At 39.5% G+C, this 19270-nt stretch carries 10 protein-coding genes; 5 read left to right on the top strand and 5 right to left on the bottom strand.

The window, feature by feature from the left end; translation table 11 throughout:
• The first annotated feature begins 71 nt into the window (after positions 1–71).
• From BLP52_RS00705 to BLP52_RS00695, 3 genes are all read left to right on the top strand, one after another.
• On the top strand, positions 72–3611 hold the full coding sequence (locus BLP52_RS00705; RefSeq protein ID WP_091707820.1) for a PAS domain-containing hybrid sensor histidine kinase/response regulator: 3540 nt from the start codon (positions 72–74) through the stop codon (positions 3609–3611).
• A 118-nt stretch (positions 3612–3729) separates the two neighbouring features.
• Complete coding sequence (locus BLP52_RS00700) at positions 3730–4755, top strand: DUF21 domain-containing protein (protein ID WP_091707818.1); 1026 nt, start codon at positions 3730–3732, stop codon at positions 4753–4755.
• A 127-nt stretch (positions 4756–4882) separates the two neighbouring features.
• A complete protein-coding gene (locus BLP52_RS00695) occupies positions 4883–5737 on the top strand; it encodes a mechanosensitive ion channel family protein (protein WP_091707817.1) in 855 nt (284 codons plus the stop codon).
• A gap of 37 nt (positions 5738–5774) precedes the next feature.
• On the opposite strand, the gene BLP52_RS00690 is transcribed toward BLP52_RS00695, so the two are convergent.
• The 3 genes from BLP52_RS00690 to BLP52_RS00680 form a co-directional block, all read right to left on the bottom strand.
• Positions 5775–8489, bottom strand: coding sequence for a cation-translocating P-type ATPase (locus tag BLP52_RS00690; protein WP_091707815.1), 2715 nt, complete (start codon positions 8487–8489; stop codon positions 5775–5777).
• 78 nt (positions 8490–8567) lie between these two features.
• Complete coding sequence (locus BLP52_RS00685) at positions 8568–9200, bottom strand: MarC family protein (protein WP_091707812.1); 633 nt, start codon at positions 9198–9200, stop codon at positions 8568–8570.
• 550 nt (positions 9201–9750) lie between these two features.
• Entirely contained in the window at positions 9751–13317 is a 3567-nt protein-coding gene (locus BLP52_RS00680) for a PAS domain S-box protein (RefSeq protein WP_091707811.1), read from the bottom strand.
• Between the two features lie 458 nt (positions 13318–13775).
• On the opposite strand from BLP52_RS00680, the gene BLP52_RS00675 reads away from it, so the two are divergent.
• On the top strand, positions 13776–14426 hold the full coding sequence (locus BLP52_RS00675) for a peroxiredoxin (RefSeq protein WP_091708365.1): 651 nt from the start codon (positions 13776–13778) through the stop codon (positions 14424–14426).
• A 48-nt stretch (positions 14427–14474) separates the two neighbouring features.
• Here the strand turns inward: BLP52_RS00675 and BLP52_RS00670 are convergent, their stop codons facing one another.
• On the bottom strand, positions 14475–15314 hold the full coding sequence (locus tag BLP52_RS00670; RefSeq protein ID WP_091707809.1) for an MBL fold metallo-hydrolase: 840 nt from the start codon (positions 15312–15314) through the stop codon (positions 14475–14477).
• 59 nt (positions 15315–15373) lie between these two features.
• Entirely contained in the window at positions 15374–16657 is a 1284-nt protein-coding gene (gene thiC / locus BLP52_RS00665) for a phosphomethylpyrimidine synthase ThiC (RefSeq protein WP_091707806.1), read from the bottom strand.
• 201 nt (positions 16658–16858) lie between these two features.
• On the opposite strand from thiC, the gene BLP52_RS00660 reads away from it, so the two are divergent.
• Positions 16859–19171, top strand: coding sequence for a DNA topoisomerase I (locus tag BLP52_RS00660; RefSeq protein ID WP_091707805.1), 2313 nt, complete (start codon positions 16859–16861; stop codon positions 19169–19171).
• The last annotated feature ends 99 nt before the right edge of the window (positions 19172–19270 follow it).

Here is a 19270-nt window from a genome sequence, read left to right as displayed (position 1 = left end):
TATATTATTATAAGCTCTATTATATTTATAGTATATATGAGGTCTAGTCCTCGACATTTCAGGCAGGTTCAATGAATACGGAAACTAAAATTGATAAAGGTTACAGATCATTATTTGATAATAATCATGCAGCAATGGCTTTGTTTGATCCGGAAACAGCATCTATAATAGATGTAAACAGTGCTGCTTGCAATTTTTATGGTTGGACGCATGATGAGTTCATTGCTAAAAAGATAATTGATATAGTCATTCTTCCTGAACAGGACATAATTTCTTCAATTGAAATGGCAAAGAACGAAACACAAAACCGCTTTATTTCCAGGAACAAACTTGCAAATGGCGAAATTCGTGATGTGGAAATCTATGCCATTCCGGTGAATATAGAAGGAAAAGACCTATTATGTGTGATTATTTCTGATATCACAGAACGCACTAATATTCAGGAAGAACTTACCAGAAGCCATATCAAATACCGTTTGCTTGCAGACACAACTTTTGAAGGAATAGTAATTCATGATAACGGGATAGCACTGGAAGCCAATAATGCAGTTTCAAGAGTGACAGGATATGACCTGGAAGAAGTTCTGGGCAATAATGTTCTGAAGCTGCTGGTCCATCCAGATGATCTGGAAATTGTATATCAGAACATGGCTAATGATACTACCAAACCGTATGAGGTACGTGCCATAAAAAAAGATGGAACTGTTTTTCCTATAGAGATCGAAGCTCATAGCATAATGCACAATGGAACATACATTCGTGTGGCTGCAGTTCGTGATATTACCGAACGTAAACTTACAGAAGAGAAACTGAAAAAAGAACGTATCCTGCTGAAAGGTCTTCTTGATTCAATTCCTGATATGATCTTCTTTAAAGATATTGAGGGTAAATATCTGGGATGTAATCCGGAGTTCTCAAAGTTTACAGGTAAGAGCAGAGAAGAAATAATTAGCCTTACTTCATACGATATATTTAGTAAGCAAAAAGCTGATTTTTTTTCAAAGAAGGATGAACTTACCATACAAAAAGGAAAGATCCGACATGATGAAATATGGGCTGAATATCCAGACGGAACAGAGGCTTTTCTGGATCTGATTAAAGCCCCTCTTTATAGTTCTTCTGGAAACATCATTGGTCTGCTGGGTGTTGGTCGCAACATAACCAATAGCTGGAAAGCAGAGCAAAAGATCAAGGATCTGAACAAACTTAATCAGTCAACTCTTGACTCCCTTGATGTTAACATCTGTGTGCTTGATGAAACCGGTATTATTATCAAAACAAACAAGTCATGGAAAGATTTTGCTATTGAGAATACTCCTGCATCTGAAATATTCAGTGAAGGTAGCAATTTCCTTAGATCTTTCAAGGATTCGAATATTGAAGCAAATAATCTCGCAGCGGGTTTGATAGAGGGAATTGCAGATGTAATGGAAGGCAGGAAAGAATACTTCGAACTTGAGTTCAAATGTCCTTTTGTAGAGCAGGAACAATGGTTTGTGAGTAAAGTACGTCCATTTGAAGGAGCAGCTTCTTTCCCACGTAAAGTGGTCATTTCCCGAATTGATATAACAGAACTCAAGATAGCCGATAAAAAGATGCAGGAATATAATGAAGAACTGAAACTGAAAAACAAAGAACTGGACTTAGCTCTTATTCAGGCCGAAGGGGCTACAAGGGCGAAAAGCGAGTTCCTTGCTAATATGTCACATGAGATACGCACACCTATGAATGGTGTGATCGGAATGACGACACTTCTTCTTAGTACTGATCTGGATGAAGAACAAAAGCATTATGTTGATACAGTTCAGAAAAGTGGTGATGCTCTGCTTGAACTTATCAATGATATTCTTGATATTTCAAAGATAGAAGCCAGAAAGCTGGAACTTGAGGTACTACCTATTGACCTGAATGATGTGCTAGAGGAAGTTGCTTCCCTTTTAGCTGTAAAAGCTCATGACAAAGAACTTGAATTTATATGTGCAGCTGACTCTGACGTACCAACCAATATTGTTGCAGATCCTTTCAGACTGAAACAGATCCTTATAAACCTTGGTGGAAATGCCATCAAATTCACGCATGAAGGGGAAGTTGTTATCAATGTATCTCTTGTGTCAGAGAAGGAACTAACGACAACACTGCTTTTCTCTGTAAAGGACACTGGTATCGGTATATCTAAAGATAAGACAGGTGTTCTATTTAGAAAATTCAGTCAGGTGGATACTTCCACGACTAGAAATTATGGCGGAACAGGTCTTGGACTTGCCATCTCAAAAGAGCTTGTTGAACTAATGGATGGGAATATTGGTGTAAAAAGTGGGCAGGACAAAGGTTCAGAATTCTGGTTCAGAATTCCGTTCACTAAACATTCAAACGTAAAGAAAATGCAAAATATCTGTAACAATATGAAGAACAGCCGTGTTCTTGTAGTTGATGACAATAACACAAATCGCGAGTATCTCGTAAAATTACTGACTTCATGGGGAATGAATGCAGAGGAAGCAATAGATGGGCCTGCAGCTCTTCTTGCACTTTTAAAGGCCTGTCACGAAAATGAACCTTTCCAGTTAGCATTGCTGGACATGCAAATGCCTGATATGGAGGGTCTGTCTCTTGGCAAGATCATTAAATCCGAAGAGAAGCTCAGTGACCTGTCATTGATAATTCTGAGTTCTCTGGGAAGGCGTACGGATTCATGGATAGAATTCAAAGATACTTTTGATGCATATATTACAAAACCTGTCAAGGCTTCTGAACTTTATGATAAATTGTGCTCAATTTTCAGTAATGATCAGGAGTCACAGGAATCAATGCCATGCGAGACTGGTCTTTCCTCCGGGAAACTGGGCGATATCAACGCAAGCATACTTCTTGTAGAGGATAATGTGGTAAACCAGCATGTTGCACAAAGTATGTTGCACAAAATTGGACTGGATGTAGAAGTTGCAGATAATGGAAAAGAAGCGATTGAAGCCCTTAAAAAGAAGAAATATGACCTGGTGTTAATGGATGTACAGATGCCTGTTATGGATGGATTTGAGGCAACAAGAAAAATAAGAAAGATGCAGGAATCCGGTGGAGAACATACAACTATTATTGCTATGACCGCCCATGCAATGAAAGATGACCAAAATCGTTGTCTTGAGAATGGTATGGACGATTACATATCAAAGCCAATAAAGATCCAGTCACTTATTCATACACTTGATTACTGGTTGATAAAAAAACAGCCTGAGTTGCAGTTAGATGGAGCTTTTTCTGCAAAAACAGCAAATTCTGGAACTGTTTTTGATGATAGATTATTAATGGAAAATGTGATGGATGATCTTCAGCTTGCAAGGCGTGTTATTTCCATTTTCTTAAATAATGCCCCTCGTCAACTGGATAATCTGAAAAATTCAATTATTGCCCAATCAGAAGATATAGTTGAAAAGGCTCACGCTTTCAAGGGAGCTACAGCAAGTGTCGGGGGGATGTCACTGAGCAAATATGTTGCTGATATTGAGGCAGAAGTCCAATCCGGAAATTCTGTTAATATTGGCTCTCTGCAGCAAAAGATTCCTGAACTCGACAGAAGATATGAAACACTGGTCGAGGAATTGAGAAAACTGTGAGTTCAATTTAAGTTGCCTGAATACATTCTTAAAGTTAAGAATGTCAGAAAAGCTTTTTATGAATCTTGAAACCATTATCATTAACGATACTTTTGAAACTGCGTCAGCGGAATAAAACATGAACGAACTAATTACATGGTTTTTGATATTTCTATGTCTGGTCCAGTCCGGTATCTTTTCCGGTCTGACCATCGGAATGTTCGGGCTCAGCCGTCTTCGTCTTGAGATAGAAGCAGAGGCTAAAAATGAGAACGCCAGGAAAGTACTTACTCTAAGGCACAATTCACACCTATTACTTTCAACTCTGTTATGGGGCAATGTAGGAATAAATGTACTTTTGACACTGCTTACGGACTCTGTGCTTACAGGAACTTCAGCTTTTGCTTTTTCTACAATATTCATAACATTGTTCGGAGAAATAGCTCCGCAGGCATATTTTACAAGAAATTCTCTGCGTCTGGGAGCCAGACTTTCTCCTCTTGTGAAATTTTACATGATTCTTTTGTATCCGGTAGCAAAGCCCTCAGCTATAATGCTTGACATGTGGCTTGGAAAAGAAAAACTTGAATATTTCAAAGAACGGTCTCTTGGTATAATGCTTAAAAAACATATAGTTTCAGAAAGCAGTGAGATCGATCACCTTGAAGGTCTTGGAGCTCTTAATTTCCTGTCAATAGATGACCTTTACATTAAGCAGGAAGGTTCTGTGGTAGACCCCTTGAGTATCATATCCATGCCTACTTTCAACGGTCTTGTGGTCTTTCCTGATAATGATAATCCAGAATTTACCATTCTACTTGAAAAAATGGCTTCCAGTTCAAAGAAATGGGTCATAATACTGGATGAAACAGGTGATCCTGTAATGGCAGTAGACTCCGGATCATTTTTAAGGGATGCTATTTACAAAAAGGACAATTTCAATCCTTACAAATACTGTCATCATCCAATAGTCGTCAGTGACCCGGGAGAAAAACTTGGAAGCATTCTCCACCGTCTGAAAGTCTATCCGGTAAATGACGAGGATGATGTTATTGATGACGATCTGATACTCTACTGGAACAGGGATGATCCGGAAAAGATGATAATCACAGGTTCTGATATTCTGGGAAGACTTCTCAGAGGTATTGTAGTAAGGGTCGAATGAGCTCCTGGCCAGTTAAAATAATGAATGAACTGGAAAAATAATATCATCCAGAAGGATAGTATAAGTATAGGACTAAAATGGGAATAAATGGGATTCATATAGATCTGTTTTAAGGAAGAGTGATTGAATGGCAGTGCTGCAGAATTTTTTAGATAATGTCAATCTCTGGGTAAGTGCCGGAATAAATGTTTTGATAGTTCTTTTCTTTCTTTTGTTTATCAATGTTTTTTTCACTATTATTAGGACCAATTTGATGAAAAAAGCAAAGACCAAAAAACAACGCTCTAATATCAGAATATTCGGTCAGCTGTCCAGATATACTCTGTCATTGCTTGTTATTATATTAGCGATTCTTTCCTCTTCAGGCGCATGGTCAAGCTTTGGTGTTTTCCTTGGTTTGCTCTCAGCAGCCATTGGCTTTGCTCTCCAGCAACCGATAACAGGTGTTGCTGCCTGGATTATGGTGGTTACAAAAAGACCTTTTGATATAGGTGACAGGATTATCATAGGCGATGTAAAAGGCGATGTCGTTGACTTCAACCTGACTCATGTGCATGTCATGGAGATCGGAGGCCTGATAACTGATGAAGAGAATTCAGGCAGAATTATTATGGTCCCTAACTGGATGCTGTTTGAGAAGAACATCATTAACTACACTTATAATAATGATTTTGTATTGCATAGTGTTATCGTGAATGTTACTTATGAAAGCAATCTTGACCGTGCAATAGAGATAGCAGATCTTTCTGCAAGAAAATTTCTTGCCGGGACGATCAGTACCAGTCCGGGAGTTCCGAAAGTGAGGGTTGATTTCCAGGCAAGCGGCATAGATGTGCAGGTAAAGTATTTTTCACCAGCAAGGCAGTTACATGAATATTCCTCAAAGATAACAAAGGAGATCTTTGACAGGATAAATGATGCTGAAGATGTTGAAATAGCCTACCCGCATACCGAGGTTATCTTCAGAAAAAAGGCAATGTAATTGTAAGTATAAGTTTGAAATGAAAAATTGCTTACAATTACCATTTGAGGAAACGAGTTATAAATGCGGATTCTTTCCTTATGCCATACTTCCTTAGTTCATCCACAGTGAGCAATAGTATTGCAAAGGGTACTGCAATGAGTATATACTTCATGGAGATAACGGCAGTATTAAATATCAAATTCACAAGTGGGTTGAATATTATGAATGAGAGAATGATGAGCTCACTTGCAATTCCCACAAGTACCATTTTGTTACTGAAGAACCCCTTTGTTAAAACTGACTGCCTTCTTGTTCGTGACGTGAACACATTCGCTATCTGGCAGATGATCACGGCTGCAAAGAAAGCGGTGATAGCCTGCATGTAAAGAGTGTCTGTAAATGGCAGGCTCTGTCCCCATTTCCATCCGCCGTCAAAGAGCACGGCAAAGTAACATGCAAATCCTGCAGCTGCTTCTATTGGTCCCTTGATACCGTATGAAGTTAGCAATACCTGGGGTGTCAGAAGTTTTTCATCCTTTGAACGTGGCGGGCGGTTCATGATGTCACCTTCGCCTTTTTCAACAGCAAGTGACAGAGCCGGAAGAATATCCGTACCAAGATCGATGGCAAGGATCAGCTGTACATTCATTGGCAATGGAAGTGCCAGCAAAACAAATGCTATGAACGGTAATATTTCAGGAACGTTGCTTGTTAGGATGTAGGCTATGAACTTCTTGATATTGTCAAAGACGGTCCTTCCCTCTTCTATTGCATTGACTATGGTTGCAAAGTTATCGTCTAAGAGGACCATGTCTGCTGCCTCTCTTGCAACATCGGTTCCGCTTCCCATTGCAACACCCATATCGGCATTTTTCATGGCAGGTGCATCATTGACACCGTCTCCTGTCATTGTAACGATCTCTCCAGCTTCCTGAAAAGCCTGCACGATCTTGAGTTTTTGCACCGGAGAAGTTCGTGCAAATACAATGCTTGGTGCTTTTAATCTTTGTGATAGTTCTTCTGTTGAGAGTTCTTCAAGTTCCGCACCGGTTATCAGTACAGGTTCTTCATGGTCACTGGTAAGTCCAACAGTTGCAGCGATAGAGCGGGCAGTTACAGGATGGTCTCCTGTTATCATAACTACTTTAATGCCTGCAAGATGACATTTCCTGATCGCTTCACTTGCTTCAGGTCTTGGTGGGTCCACAGCACCTGCAAATCCCAGAAATACGAATCCATCTTCATATTCTTTAACGCTGTCAGCTTTCCTGTAAGCAAATGAAAGAACTCTTTCTCCTCTTTTTGCCATTTCAAGATGTTCGGCTGCAAGATCCTTTTTCCCCTTATCATCAAGTGTTTCTTCTTTTCCATTAACAAGAGTATGAGTGCACATATCCAGGATAACTTCCGGAGCTCCTTTCATGTATGCTTCCATAGCTCCTTCAGGTGTCTTACAGATAACCTGCATTCTCTGCTTTTTAGAATCAAATGGATATTCCGAAGCTCTTGGGTAATCATCTTTTAATTTTTCAATATCAGTGAATTCACTGGCATATACCAGAAGTGAACCTTCTGTCGGATCTCCTTTGTATCCTGGATTTTCTTCAGTAAGCCTTGAATTGTTACATATAGTGGCAACTCTCAGAAGCATCTCAGGTGGCTTTGATTTGTTTTCAACATCAAGCATTCCAGAGCCGGTGTAAACTGAATGGATCGCCATTTTATTCTGGGTCAGTGTGCCTGTCTTATCGGTACATATGACTGTTGTGGAACCTAAAGTTTCAACGGATTCCAGTTGTTTGATAAGGGCGTTTCTTTTTGCCATTCTTTTTGAAGCAAGGCTCAGTGCAAGTGTGACTGTTGGAAGCAGTCCTTCAGGTACGTTTGCAACGATGATGCCTATGGCAAAGATGAGGTTTGCAAGGAATGTGTCCTGTATAAGAAATCCGACAATAAAGAAGGATATTCCAAGGAAAATAGCAATTGCTGAAATAATCTTGATGAAGTCATTAAGCTCTCTGCGTATAGGTGTATCAACAGATGTTGTTTGTTCGGTTAAAGCTGCAAGCTTTCCTATCTGTGTGTCCGAACCGGTGCCAAATATGATAGCTTTACCATTACCAGTCTGGACAAGGGTTCCTGAGAAGACCATGTTCCTGCATTCGAGTATATTCGGGTGCGTGCAGTCAAGTGATCTTAGTTGTGGTTCGGCTTCTCCTGTTATTGGTGAGTTATCTACTTTCAGGGAATTCTCTTCGATGAGTCTGCCGTCGGCCGGTACTTTGTCTCCTTCCTCAAGAAAAATGATGTCTCCAACAACAATATCCGTGGCAAGTATCTCAGTTATTTCTCCATCTCTTAATACCTTTGTTTTTGGTGGTATCAGGTTCTTGAAACTCGCCATTATCCTTTCGGCCTGATATTCCTGAATAAATGTGAAAGTACCATTCAGGATAACTACTCCAAGCAGTGCTATGGCAATGAAAATATTACCCTGTCCGGGGTCCAGCCATTCGGCTATGAATGATAAAATTGAGCCGAATAACAGTAGTAGTGAAAAGAAATTCTTGTATTGCTTGAAGTATCTGACTAACAGGCTTTGTTTTCCTGTTTCCTCGAAAACGTTTCTTCCACAAAGGTCGATCCTGCGGTTTGCTTCTTCTGTAGACAAACCTTCGGTTGTTGCACCGAGTCTCTTCAGGATCTCTTCTAATGAAACTCTGTGTTCGTCACCTTTGGATTTACATTGGATATTCTTATCGTTTGTCAATCCTATCCCACACTCTAATAGAATTATGAGATAATGGCATAAAATGATTGTGATTGTTAATCTTTCATTGCAGACGGATCATTGGAATGACATGTAAATATTCCAGATACCGATTGCTACAAAATTAACTGCCATGGCTGCCAGTAAGAGTCCCATTAGTCTTGTAAATACCAGCATTCCGGTGTATCCGAGCAATTTGTATATCCTTCTGGAGAAGTGGAACAATATCCATGTGATTGCAAAGGTGAGTGTGATCGCAACCATAACGATTGCATTTTGAAATATTGAAAGAGCACTTCCCATAAGAACTATTATAGTTGTTATTGTTCCTGGTCCGGTTAAAAGCGGAAGTGCAATGGGGAATATCCATATGTCACTACGGTCCATTGATTTATCTATCTCTTTTTCTGTGATACTCTCACGGGAAACTTTTGCCAGTATCATGTCGAAAGCTACAACAAAAAGAAGTATTCCACCAGCTACCCTCAGTGAGTCTATGCTGACTCCAAAGAAATTGAGTATAATTTTTCCAGTAACTGCGAAAAATAAGGCAATAATGCATGCAAGAGTGACTGATTTTGTTGCAAGTATATTTTTTTCTTCTAGTGTCATATCACTTGTTAACGAAACAAATGTGATGACTCCACCAACAGGACTGACTATTGCAAATAAAGTACTGAATGAATACACAAGAAATGCAATATTGTCCATCTTTTTGTTCTCCCTATATGGCTAAAATCCTTTTCGCAGATTAATAAGATTTATGGTGGTATTGATGTCATACTATATTTTATTCATAAAGTGCGTAACCTTATTGTTAACCTGAAATCTGATTTGTTTTTTGCATTATTCGAGTATCATTTATATAGTGGTTTACAATATGTTTATCTATTTTGTTACACAATAGCAAAATATACATGGAGTATTTATATTTTCTCGATACATATATATACTAGTTTCTATAAAACCACAAATTGTCAGAGGATAATTACTCTGGCGTATTTGCGGATGTGGGTCATTTGAAATCCATCTAACTACCTCCTTCAAACTCACCACATCCCCTTCCATAGTTGCCCTGGCTTGCCAGGGTCACTTCCCTTTCACACATATTTTGAGAATTAATATATTTTGATTGAATATAGAGGTTTACGATAAGTGGTTTACATTGGATGGTTTACAACAGTGAACCTTCAAACTAATTCTGAAAAGATGGCTCTTAATCTTTAATGATGCCCTATCTTTTAGACCTTAGGAAAAAAGACTAGTTCTGATTTTGAAGAATGATGGATTTATCTGGTTTGATCGGAAGCTCAAAGGAGAAAGTACTTCCTTTTCCTTGTTCACTTTCAACCCATATCCTTCCACCATGCAGCTCAATGAGTTCTTTTACAAGTGCAAGCCCAAGGCCTGTGCCTTCATATCTTCTTGAAATTGAAGTATCTATCTGGCTGAATGGTTTGAAAAGTTTATTCTGGTCATCCTGTGAAATACCTATTCCAGTGTCAGTAATAGACATGGTCATATATTCATCGTTATTAGTGACCTCTATGTGCACATTTCCATCATTGTCTGTGAACTTGATAGCGTTTCCAAGGAGATTGTACATTATCTGTTTCAGTTTGGATCTGTCGACAGTAATAAGTGGTATCTCATCCGGAATTTGGACATCTACAGTTATGTTCTTGCGAGATGCAAGACTTTCTGTTATTGTTACGATCTCGCTGACGGCCTTTGCAATATCTACCATATCCATATATAGTTCCATCTTTCCTGCTTCTATCTTGGATATGTCCAGAATATCATTTATCAGACTCAGAAGATGATGTCCACTCTGAGAAATATGTTGTACGTAGTGTTCCTGCTTATCTCCAAGATCTCCTGTCAGTCCGTCCAGCATAATGTCAGAAAATCCTATTATAGAATTAAGAGGCGTACGAAGTTCATGGCTCATGGTGGCAAGGAAGTCACTTTTAGCACGACTTGCAGTCTCAGCCTCGATCTTTGCCCGTACCATATCTTCTTCTGCCTTGATCCTGTCTGTAATGTCCCTACCTACTGCCTGTATGATATTTTGTTGTGCCTCTATAAGCGAACCATTGACATCAAGGTGAATTATACTTCCATCTGATCTGAACATTCGCGTTTCATTACGCCATGTTTTATTTTCTTTTATTTTAAACATCGACTCGATGGATTTTTCTGCATCATCCGGGACTATAAGATCGATAATATTAATCTTCATTAGTTCTTCTTTAGCATATCCGAACATCTCACAGGCTTTATCATTTACATCAAGAACTTTTCCTGTCAGATCATGAATTAAAACTGCATCATTAGATTTTTCAAAAAGAGCTCTGTATTTCATCTCGCTTCGTATTATCTCTTCTTCTGCCTTTTTGCGTTCGCTGATATCCTTGACGATACCCTGGGCAAGATCTTCTTCACCTTCTATGATTTTTGCATTGACCTCTGCATCAAATATTTCACCATTAGCTTTTTGGTATTGGGTATATAAGGAAGCGACACCAGTTTCTTTGAAATTTTTAATTCCCAATTTTCCAGGATCAATATGATTAGGAGAATGAAGATCAGCTACATTCATTTTCTTAAATTCTTTCTTTGTGTATCCGAACATCTCACAGGCTTTCTCGTTTACATCAATTATTGTGCCATCAGTGCGGTTCAGGAAAATAGCATCATTTGACTGCTCAAAAAGTGCCCTGTATTTTTCTTCATTGCGTTTTAATTTTTCAAGTGCTTTTTTCCGTGCAGTAATATCCTTGATGACTAACTGGGATATGTTGTCCTGCCCCTCTAATATTTTAGCATTGACTTCCACATCCAATATATTTTTCTTGAAAGTGATCGCTTTAAAGGTAAATCTGTTAAGTTCACCTTTACGGAACAATTTAAGATATTCTACGGCTTTTTCTTTCATTTCAGGAGGAACAAGTTCTATAATGCTCATTCCTTGAAGCTCTTCTTCAGTACACTCAAAGATCTCAAGGGCTTTACTATTCAATTCCTGGATAATCCCGCCATATCTCAATAACAGAATTGCGTCATTTGACTGTTCAAAGAGTTCTCTGTATTTTTCCTCATTGCGTTTTATTTTCTCTTCTGCTTCCTTGCGTTCTGTAATATTTTCCGCGAAGATAATAATTCCACCAATTGATCCATCGGCTTCTTTCCATGGTCTAACTTCCCAACGAGACCAAACTATAGTTCCATCCGGAAGTTCTATGGCATCTTCATCTTTATGTACAGTTTCTCCTTTCAGGGCACGCTGATGTGCTTCTTTAATATCTTCCCTTACATTGAGGTGTGTTTCATAATGTGATCGACCAATGATATCCTGGCCGGTAAGGTGAGACTCATCAAGCCATTTCTGAGTCACAGCTATATGCCGCATATTGCTATCCAACATGAGTAACGCTGCCGGTGAATGTTCTATGAGCAACCTCAGTTTTTCTTCGTTCTCAACCACCTTGTTCTCAGCAAGCTTTCGATCTGTCACGTTTGTTGTTGTTCCTGACATCAGGTAATTACCATCTTCAAGGAGTTGGGCTGAACCGAGACTATTCATCCATACAACTTTTCCATTGTCCGATATTACTCTATAATCTGCTGATATGGGTATACCTGGATTTTCAAAACCATGTTTAAGTTTTTTATGGACTTCAGGTAGGTCTTTTTCATGAATGTGTTCAAAATAAGTATTCCAGTTATGTCCCACAGTTCCTTCAGTAAATCCCATTACATCATCAAGGGACTTGGATACATACGTTTCAAGTACATTTCCCTGCGGATCAAATTTTGCTTTCCATATAATTGATTTCAGGGAACTTATAATGTCTTCATATTCCTTTTCTCTTTCAAGCAAAAGATCCTCAGTTTCCTTACGTTCAAGGATATTGGCAATCATGCCACCTGCTATTCTCAGTACATAAAGTTGTTTATCATTCCACTTTCTAACAACATGTTCTGAATCAACTGTTATAAACCCTTTAAGTTTTCCATTTCGAGAAAGAGGTATTATTGCTATTGATTTAACATTCAAGCGCTGCAAAAATTTCTGGAGATCCTTTTCTTCATCTGAAATCTCACTGACGTCAGAGATACTTAATATTTTCAGTTTCTTAAGATGCTTGAAGTCGATTTTCTTCGTATCTATTTTCTCATTCATGGATATTTTAGGATATAGTCCATCAATATGCCATTCATATTCTTTTATGATGTAATCAGTGTTCTCATCATTACTAAATAATGTAATCCGGTCACAGACTACAAATTCTGCAAGTTCCTGAAGTGTAATTTTAATGTCCTGGTCAATACTTCGGAAGTTACTGTTGATAAAACGACTGGAAATTTTTGATATAAGTTTGTCTTTACGTCTGTTGTATTCTATCTCTGAAGATGTATCTTTTTCAGTTGTCATGTCTTCAACAATGGCATGACATCCGTAAACATTCCCATCTGAATCTTTTCGTGGAAACGCTCTGAATCTTAAAAAGAGCTCTTTATCCCACATTGAATTGTAAGGCGTTACTATAGAAGTGTTTTTACCTGTATTGATTGCTTCCTCTATAATTGCAGATATGCCAGAGTTCACAAGCGGCTGGTAAGTTAGTATGTTTATCTTCTTAGTAGCTTCAGCCGAAGGGGAACCCAGAATATCTAAAAGAAAATCATTTACAGAAGTAATATTCCCTTTCGTATCACACGAAAGTAATCCAAGGGGCAATTCATCAACAAGGTTTTTGAAGTCATCATGGCCACAATCAGGGGTTGAGGATGTATTTGTGCCCTTATTATTTCTGTCAGTCATTTTTCGTAAAATGATGTATTAAAGCCTGTACTTTTCCGGTTATGTTCATTTTCTATTTGTATAAGTCAGTATTTATATTTTGTTGAACAATATCCTATTTTGTACAGAACTGTCTCAATATTACTATTGGAACAATCAACTTCTTATTCTTGAAATCCTTAATATTTATTGGAGTGCGGGCAGATTTATTGTTTTTATTCTGTCCTTTAGTTAATACTCTTAAAGAGTACACTTCTTAAAAGGTGAAATGTATGGATGAGAAAAAAGACATGAAAAAGCATCTTGAAGAGCAGTTCAAGGATATGAAGGATTACATTTCCAGAAACATTAAAGATCTGGAGCTGGAAAAGGAATTCGACAAACAGGTAAAAGATATCAATGAATATCTTGATACCAGCATGAAAAAATTAAAATCAAGTGTGAGTGAGAAACATATTTCAGATACAGGCGGTTTTAATATGCCTCTTATAGGCGACACAGCACCGTCTTTTACAGCTGTAACGACAGCAGGTGAGATCAATTTCCCAAAAGACTATAAAGGTAAGTGGGTTATATTTTTCAGTCATCCTGCTGACTTTACACCGGTCTGCACCACAGAGTTCATGACCTTTTCAAGCATGCAGGAAGATTTCAAAAAACTGAACGCTGAGCTTCTTGGTCTTTCAATTGATAGTATTTATGCTCATATTGCCTGGCTGCGTACCATCAAGGAAAAGATAGAGTACAAGGGAATGAAGGATGTTGAGGTCACCTTCCCGGTAATAGCCGATCTTAAAATGGAAGTTGCCAAAAAATTTGGTATGGTACAGCCAAATGCTTCTGATACCCAGGCTGTCAGGGCAGTTTTCATGATCGATCCGAAAGCAAAGATCAGAGCCATTGTTTATTATCCATTGTCCAACGGAAGGAATATAGACGAGATCAAAAGACTCTTGCTTGCAATGCAGAAATCCGATGCAGAGGGTGTTGCCACACCTGCCAACTGGCAGCCAGGTGATGATGTGATCATTCCGCCACCGGGTTCATGCGGAACTGCAAAGGAAAGGGTTGAATCGAAAGAAGAAGGAAAGTATTGTCTTGACTGGTTTATATGCTTTAAGAAGCAGTAGTAAAAATAATATCAATAAAGCTAAAAGGACTTTCAAGTCCTTTTTTATTTACCTGTATTCAAGTTGAAGACCACAGCCTACTTCTTTCAGATTACATACTTCTGACAGTTTGATCTTCGATCTAAGGTCTGTACAGTGACAGGCATGCACTTCTGTAGCATTTAGTCTGTGGAAGTAATCCATAGTTTGTTTCATCTTTATCTCAGGAGGATTAAGTAAGTGGAACCCTCCGATAATATCTACAATTTTCTCTTCGTTGCAGACTTTCTTTGCGTATTCAATTATATTGCAGATACCCGAATGGGAACACCCTGTAATGATAACAAGACCCTGTTTTGTTTTTATGGCAAGTGCGGTGTCATCCAGTAATTCATCTTCATGTTCTTTTCCATCAATGATGATTCTGCTTTCAAGTGGATCATGCTCAAAAGCAAATTTCCGGGGAATTTCGCCAAGGAACACGACATTCTCCGTAATCCACAATGGTTCGCTGCTGAGTTTCAATTTGAAAATACGTGAGACCTTATCTGCAGAAAGAAGAGTGCCAATTTCCTGCAATCCGCAATATGTTCTGCTATTGAATATCAATGGGTGTGCAATCAGGTCCGGCTGCGAATGATCCAGGTATTCTATCTGCGCTTCGGTGTACAGTTTGATAAGAGGGTCAAGTCCCCATGTATGGTCCAGATGCGCATGGGAGAGAACTATGTGGTCAATATCCAGAAGATTAATATTCAGTTTTTGGGCATTTCTGATAAATGCGTCAGAATATCCGGTGTCAAAGAGTATTTTCTTATCGTCGGCTTCAATTAAATAGGAAACACCCGGTTCACCCAGAAAATAACGGTCTATCAGAGTGTTGTTATCTATGAGTACTGTTAATTTCATAGATTAGAATAAGCCTGAATGATTATAAACGTTATATTTAAAGAAGACGTGACGGAATGTCACTTGTTCTTCTCTTCTTCGAGTGCCTTGCTTACAATCTTCATGGCACAGAGATCGCCGCACATGGAACAGGCTTCACTTCCGGTGTTCCTGCTGTCTCTTATCTTCTTTGCCTTCTCACCATCGATGGCAAGCTCAAATTGTGTATCCCAGTCAAGGTTCTTACGGGCATGTGCCATTTTATTATCAATCGCCCTTGCACGCTCTCTCTGTCCTTCTTTTGTAAGGTCGGCAGCATGGGCAGCAATCTTTGTAACTATGGTTCCTTCACGGATATCATCATTTGTTGGCAGTGCAAGGTGTTCTGCAGGTGTTGTCATACACAGGAAATCTGTTCCACACATGCCTGCAAATGTTCCGCCTATGGCTCCGGTTATGTGGTCATATCCCGGTGCAATGTCTGTGACAAGCGGACCAAGAAGGTAGAGTGGTGCATTGTGGCAGAGATTCTTCATCCCCTTTACACTAAGTTCAACCTCATCAATAGGTACATGTCCCGGACCTTCCACGAAACACTGGATGTTTGCATCCCTTGTTCTCTTGACAAGCTCTCCAAGGGTTATGAATTCCATAAATGAAGGTCCGTCAGATGCATCATGAATACATCCCGGTCTCATGCCATCTCCGAGGCTGATTGCCATATCGTATTCGTAGGCAATTTCCATGAGGTAATCGTATTCTGCGTAGAATGGATTATCCTCTCCGTTATGCAGCATCCATGCAAGGGTAAATGAGCCACCACGGCTGACAATATCAGTTATCCTGTCTGCGTTTTTTATTCTCTTCAGGGCATCTTGGTTTACAGCTGCATGAATTGTAACAAAATCAATACCATCTTTAGCATGTTTGCGTACTGCGTTGAACATGTCATCGGATGTCATATCTACAACAGCCTTCTGCGAAGCTGCTGCCTGATAGATCGGCACGGAGCCAATGGGGATGTTCACTGCATCCATTATCTTTTTTCTGATAATGTCAAGGTCTCCGCCGGTTGAAAGGTCCATGAGTGCATCTGCACCAAAGGTTTCTGCGGTTTTTGCCTTCTCTACTTCCTCATCGATATTGATGTAATCTCTGGAAGTCCCGATATTAGCATTTACCTTAGTACTGAGGTATTTTCCTATACCTACGACCCTGCAGTCCCTTACAGGGTTGTTCGGGATACTTATGGTCCCGTTGGCAACACATGAACAGATGGTCTTCGCGTCAATGCCCTCGTCTCTGGCAACGGCTTCCATCTGTGGTGTTATCTTGCCTTTTTTAGCATCTTCCATTAGTGTCATTGTATCTCCTGCATGCAGTGTCTTTTAGGTGCAGATACATTGTAGGGACATATATATGTTTCACAGGACTTATTTAATATTTGGAATACTCAGCTTCAATTGTCTACAGTTGGTTAGTGGCATTAATCAAGCAATTATTAGCGAATTACTTTCACCCTGCAAGCTCAATTTTTATCTATCATCAGAACATAGGGTTGCAGCATGTCTATAGTCGTATTCACGGAAAAGAACAAAGCAGCTTCCCAGATAGCAAGTATTCTCAGTGGAGGGCACTTTAACAGGGCTTCGGTGGAAAGCATTCCTGTTTATGACTTTAAGATGAACGGCAAAGAATGGAGAATAATGGGACTTGCCGGTCATATAATGGGTTATGATTTCCCGGAACAGTTCAATAACTGGCGTGAATGCGACCCTGCAGTCCTCCTGGATACTCCTCCTGTGAAGAATGTTACTAAAAAACCTTATGCAGCTGCAATTTCCCTTCTTGCGAGCGGTGCTGAAGAAGTTGTCCTTGCATGTGACTTTGACAGGGAAGGGGAGAATATTGGTTTTGAAGCCAAGGAAATTGCTGAAAGGGTGGCTTCCCTGCCAGTAAAAAGGGCACGTTTTTCCTCACTATCTTCAAGTGAGATCAAAAAAGCATTTTCCAATCTTGTTGAACCTGATTACAATATGGCAATGTCAGCAGAAGCCAGACAGATTCTTGATCTTAAAATGGGTGCAGCTTTTACCCGCTTCATGACATTGTCCATAAGGGAGAGGGCTCGCACCAAAGGTGTTATCTCAATAGGTCCGTGCCAGACTCCTACTTGTGGTTTTGTTTATGAGAGAGAGAAACTGATCAAAAACTTCAAGCCAAAGGATTTCTGGAAAATAGAAGCACTTTTTAATTCAAAAGGTGCGGATTTCACCGGTGTGCACAGGGCCGGAAACATTCATGAAAAAGAAAAGGCCGATGAGATATTTGCTCGCATCAAGGACTGTAAGGTCGGTCTTGTGGATAAGAAAAGCGTAAAAGAGGCTCGCACTAATCCACCTTATCCTTTGAATACAACTGAGTTCCTCAAACGTGCTTCTAAATTCCTTGGTGTTAGTCCCGAGGAAGCGCTGGAAACAGCAGAGCAGCTTTATCTTTCAGGATTTACGAGTTATCCGAGGACCGAGACTAATAAGTATGCGGATGATTTTGATTTTAAATCCAAATTGATAGGATTTTCATCAGGTATCTACCAGAAATATGCTCTTATAATCCTTTCATCAGGTGATATCAACTGCAGGAACGGAACCAAAGATGGGCATGACCACCCACCTATTCACCCAATAAAGGCAGCATCAAAGGATGATATAGAAAAGAGTGTCCGAATGCCCAATGCATGGAAAGTTTATGATCTTGTTGTGAGGCATTTTCTTGCAAATCTCATGGAACCTGCCCTGTTTGAGAAAACCCGGTTGGAAATCCTCGTTGGTGGCGAGATATTTGATGTAACAGGTTCGATTCTGACAAATCCGGGCTGGCTTGACGTCTATCCTTTTGAGACAAAGAATGATAAACTGCTGCCTTTAATTGAGGAAAAGGATGAGGTCGATGTCAAGGAATTAAAGAATACCAAATCAGAAACCACTCCTCCAAAAAGACTAACTGAAGCTGAACTTCTCACTCTTATGGATAAGCATGGTATTGGTACTAAGGCCACAGCGCCAAGTCATATAGAAACCAATAAAAAGAGAGGATATTTTGAAACCAAGGGGAAGACCATTTCCATTCTGGATACTGGTTTTACTCTTATGGATACTTTGGATGCTACGGTGCCAATTCTGGTACAACCTGAGATAAGGGCTCGCATCGAATCTCTGATACAGGATGTGGAGGATGGGAATAAATCCCTTGATGCTGCTCTTTCTGAAGGTACAATGCTAATCAAGCAGATGTATTCTCAACTGACATCCAGTAAAGATGCTATTGCTGCCAGAATGGCAGGTACGATTGTGGATGAGCAAGTTGCTACGGATAAGAAGAACTTCGTTGGCACCTGTCCGGAATGCGGAAGAATGCTGCACATGATCAAAACTGAAAAAGGACGCTTTGTAGGTTGTACTGGTTATCCTGAATGCAAGAATACTTATCCTCTGCCAAAGGCAGGTGCGCTTACTGTTCTGCGCTCACAACAGTGTGAAAAGGGTGGTGTTGCGGTTATGAAGGTAGGCAACAAGTATAATTGGGCCGTGGGAATAGGTCCTTGTTTCACATGTGATATGGAAAAGAAATGTTTCCCTCCTGAGATTGTAGGTCCGTGCCCTGTTTGTGACGGTTCGATGTTCCTTATAGTTACAAAGGATTCCCGTTTTCTTGGTTGCACCAACAGATGCGGGCACACGCAATCTGTGCCTAAATCAGGTAGACTTACTATTCTTGATAGATTGTGTGAGCACTGTGGGTGGCATATACTTCGTGTAAAAGAGCAAAAACAGGATGCTATGGAGTTTTGTGCTAATAGGAAATGTCCTGGTAGGTAATAGTATATAATAGTTAATCAATCGTAGTTGAATTATTGTTAAATCAGTTTTTCTTGATTTAGTGTCAAATTTGAAAAAGCCTTATATATGATAAAATCC

It is taken from the genome of Methanolobus vulcani, from assembly GCF_900100715.1.
Taxonomy (GTDB): domain Archaea; phylum Halobacteriota; class Methanosarcinia; order Methanosarcinales; family Methanosarcinaceae; genus Methanolobus; species Methanolobus vulcani.
Note: the sequence above shows the minus strand (reverse complement) of the source record. Positions and strands in the feature narration are given on the sequence as shown.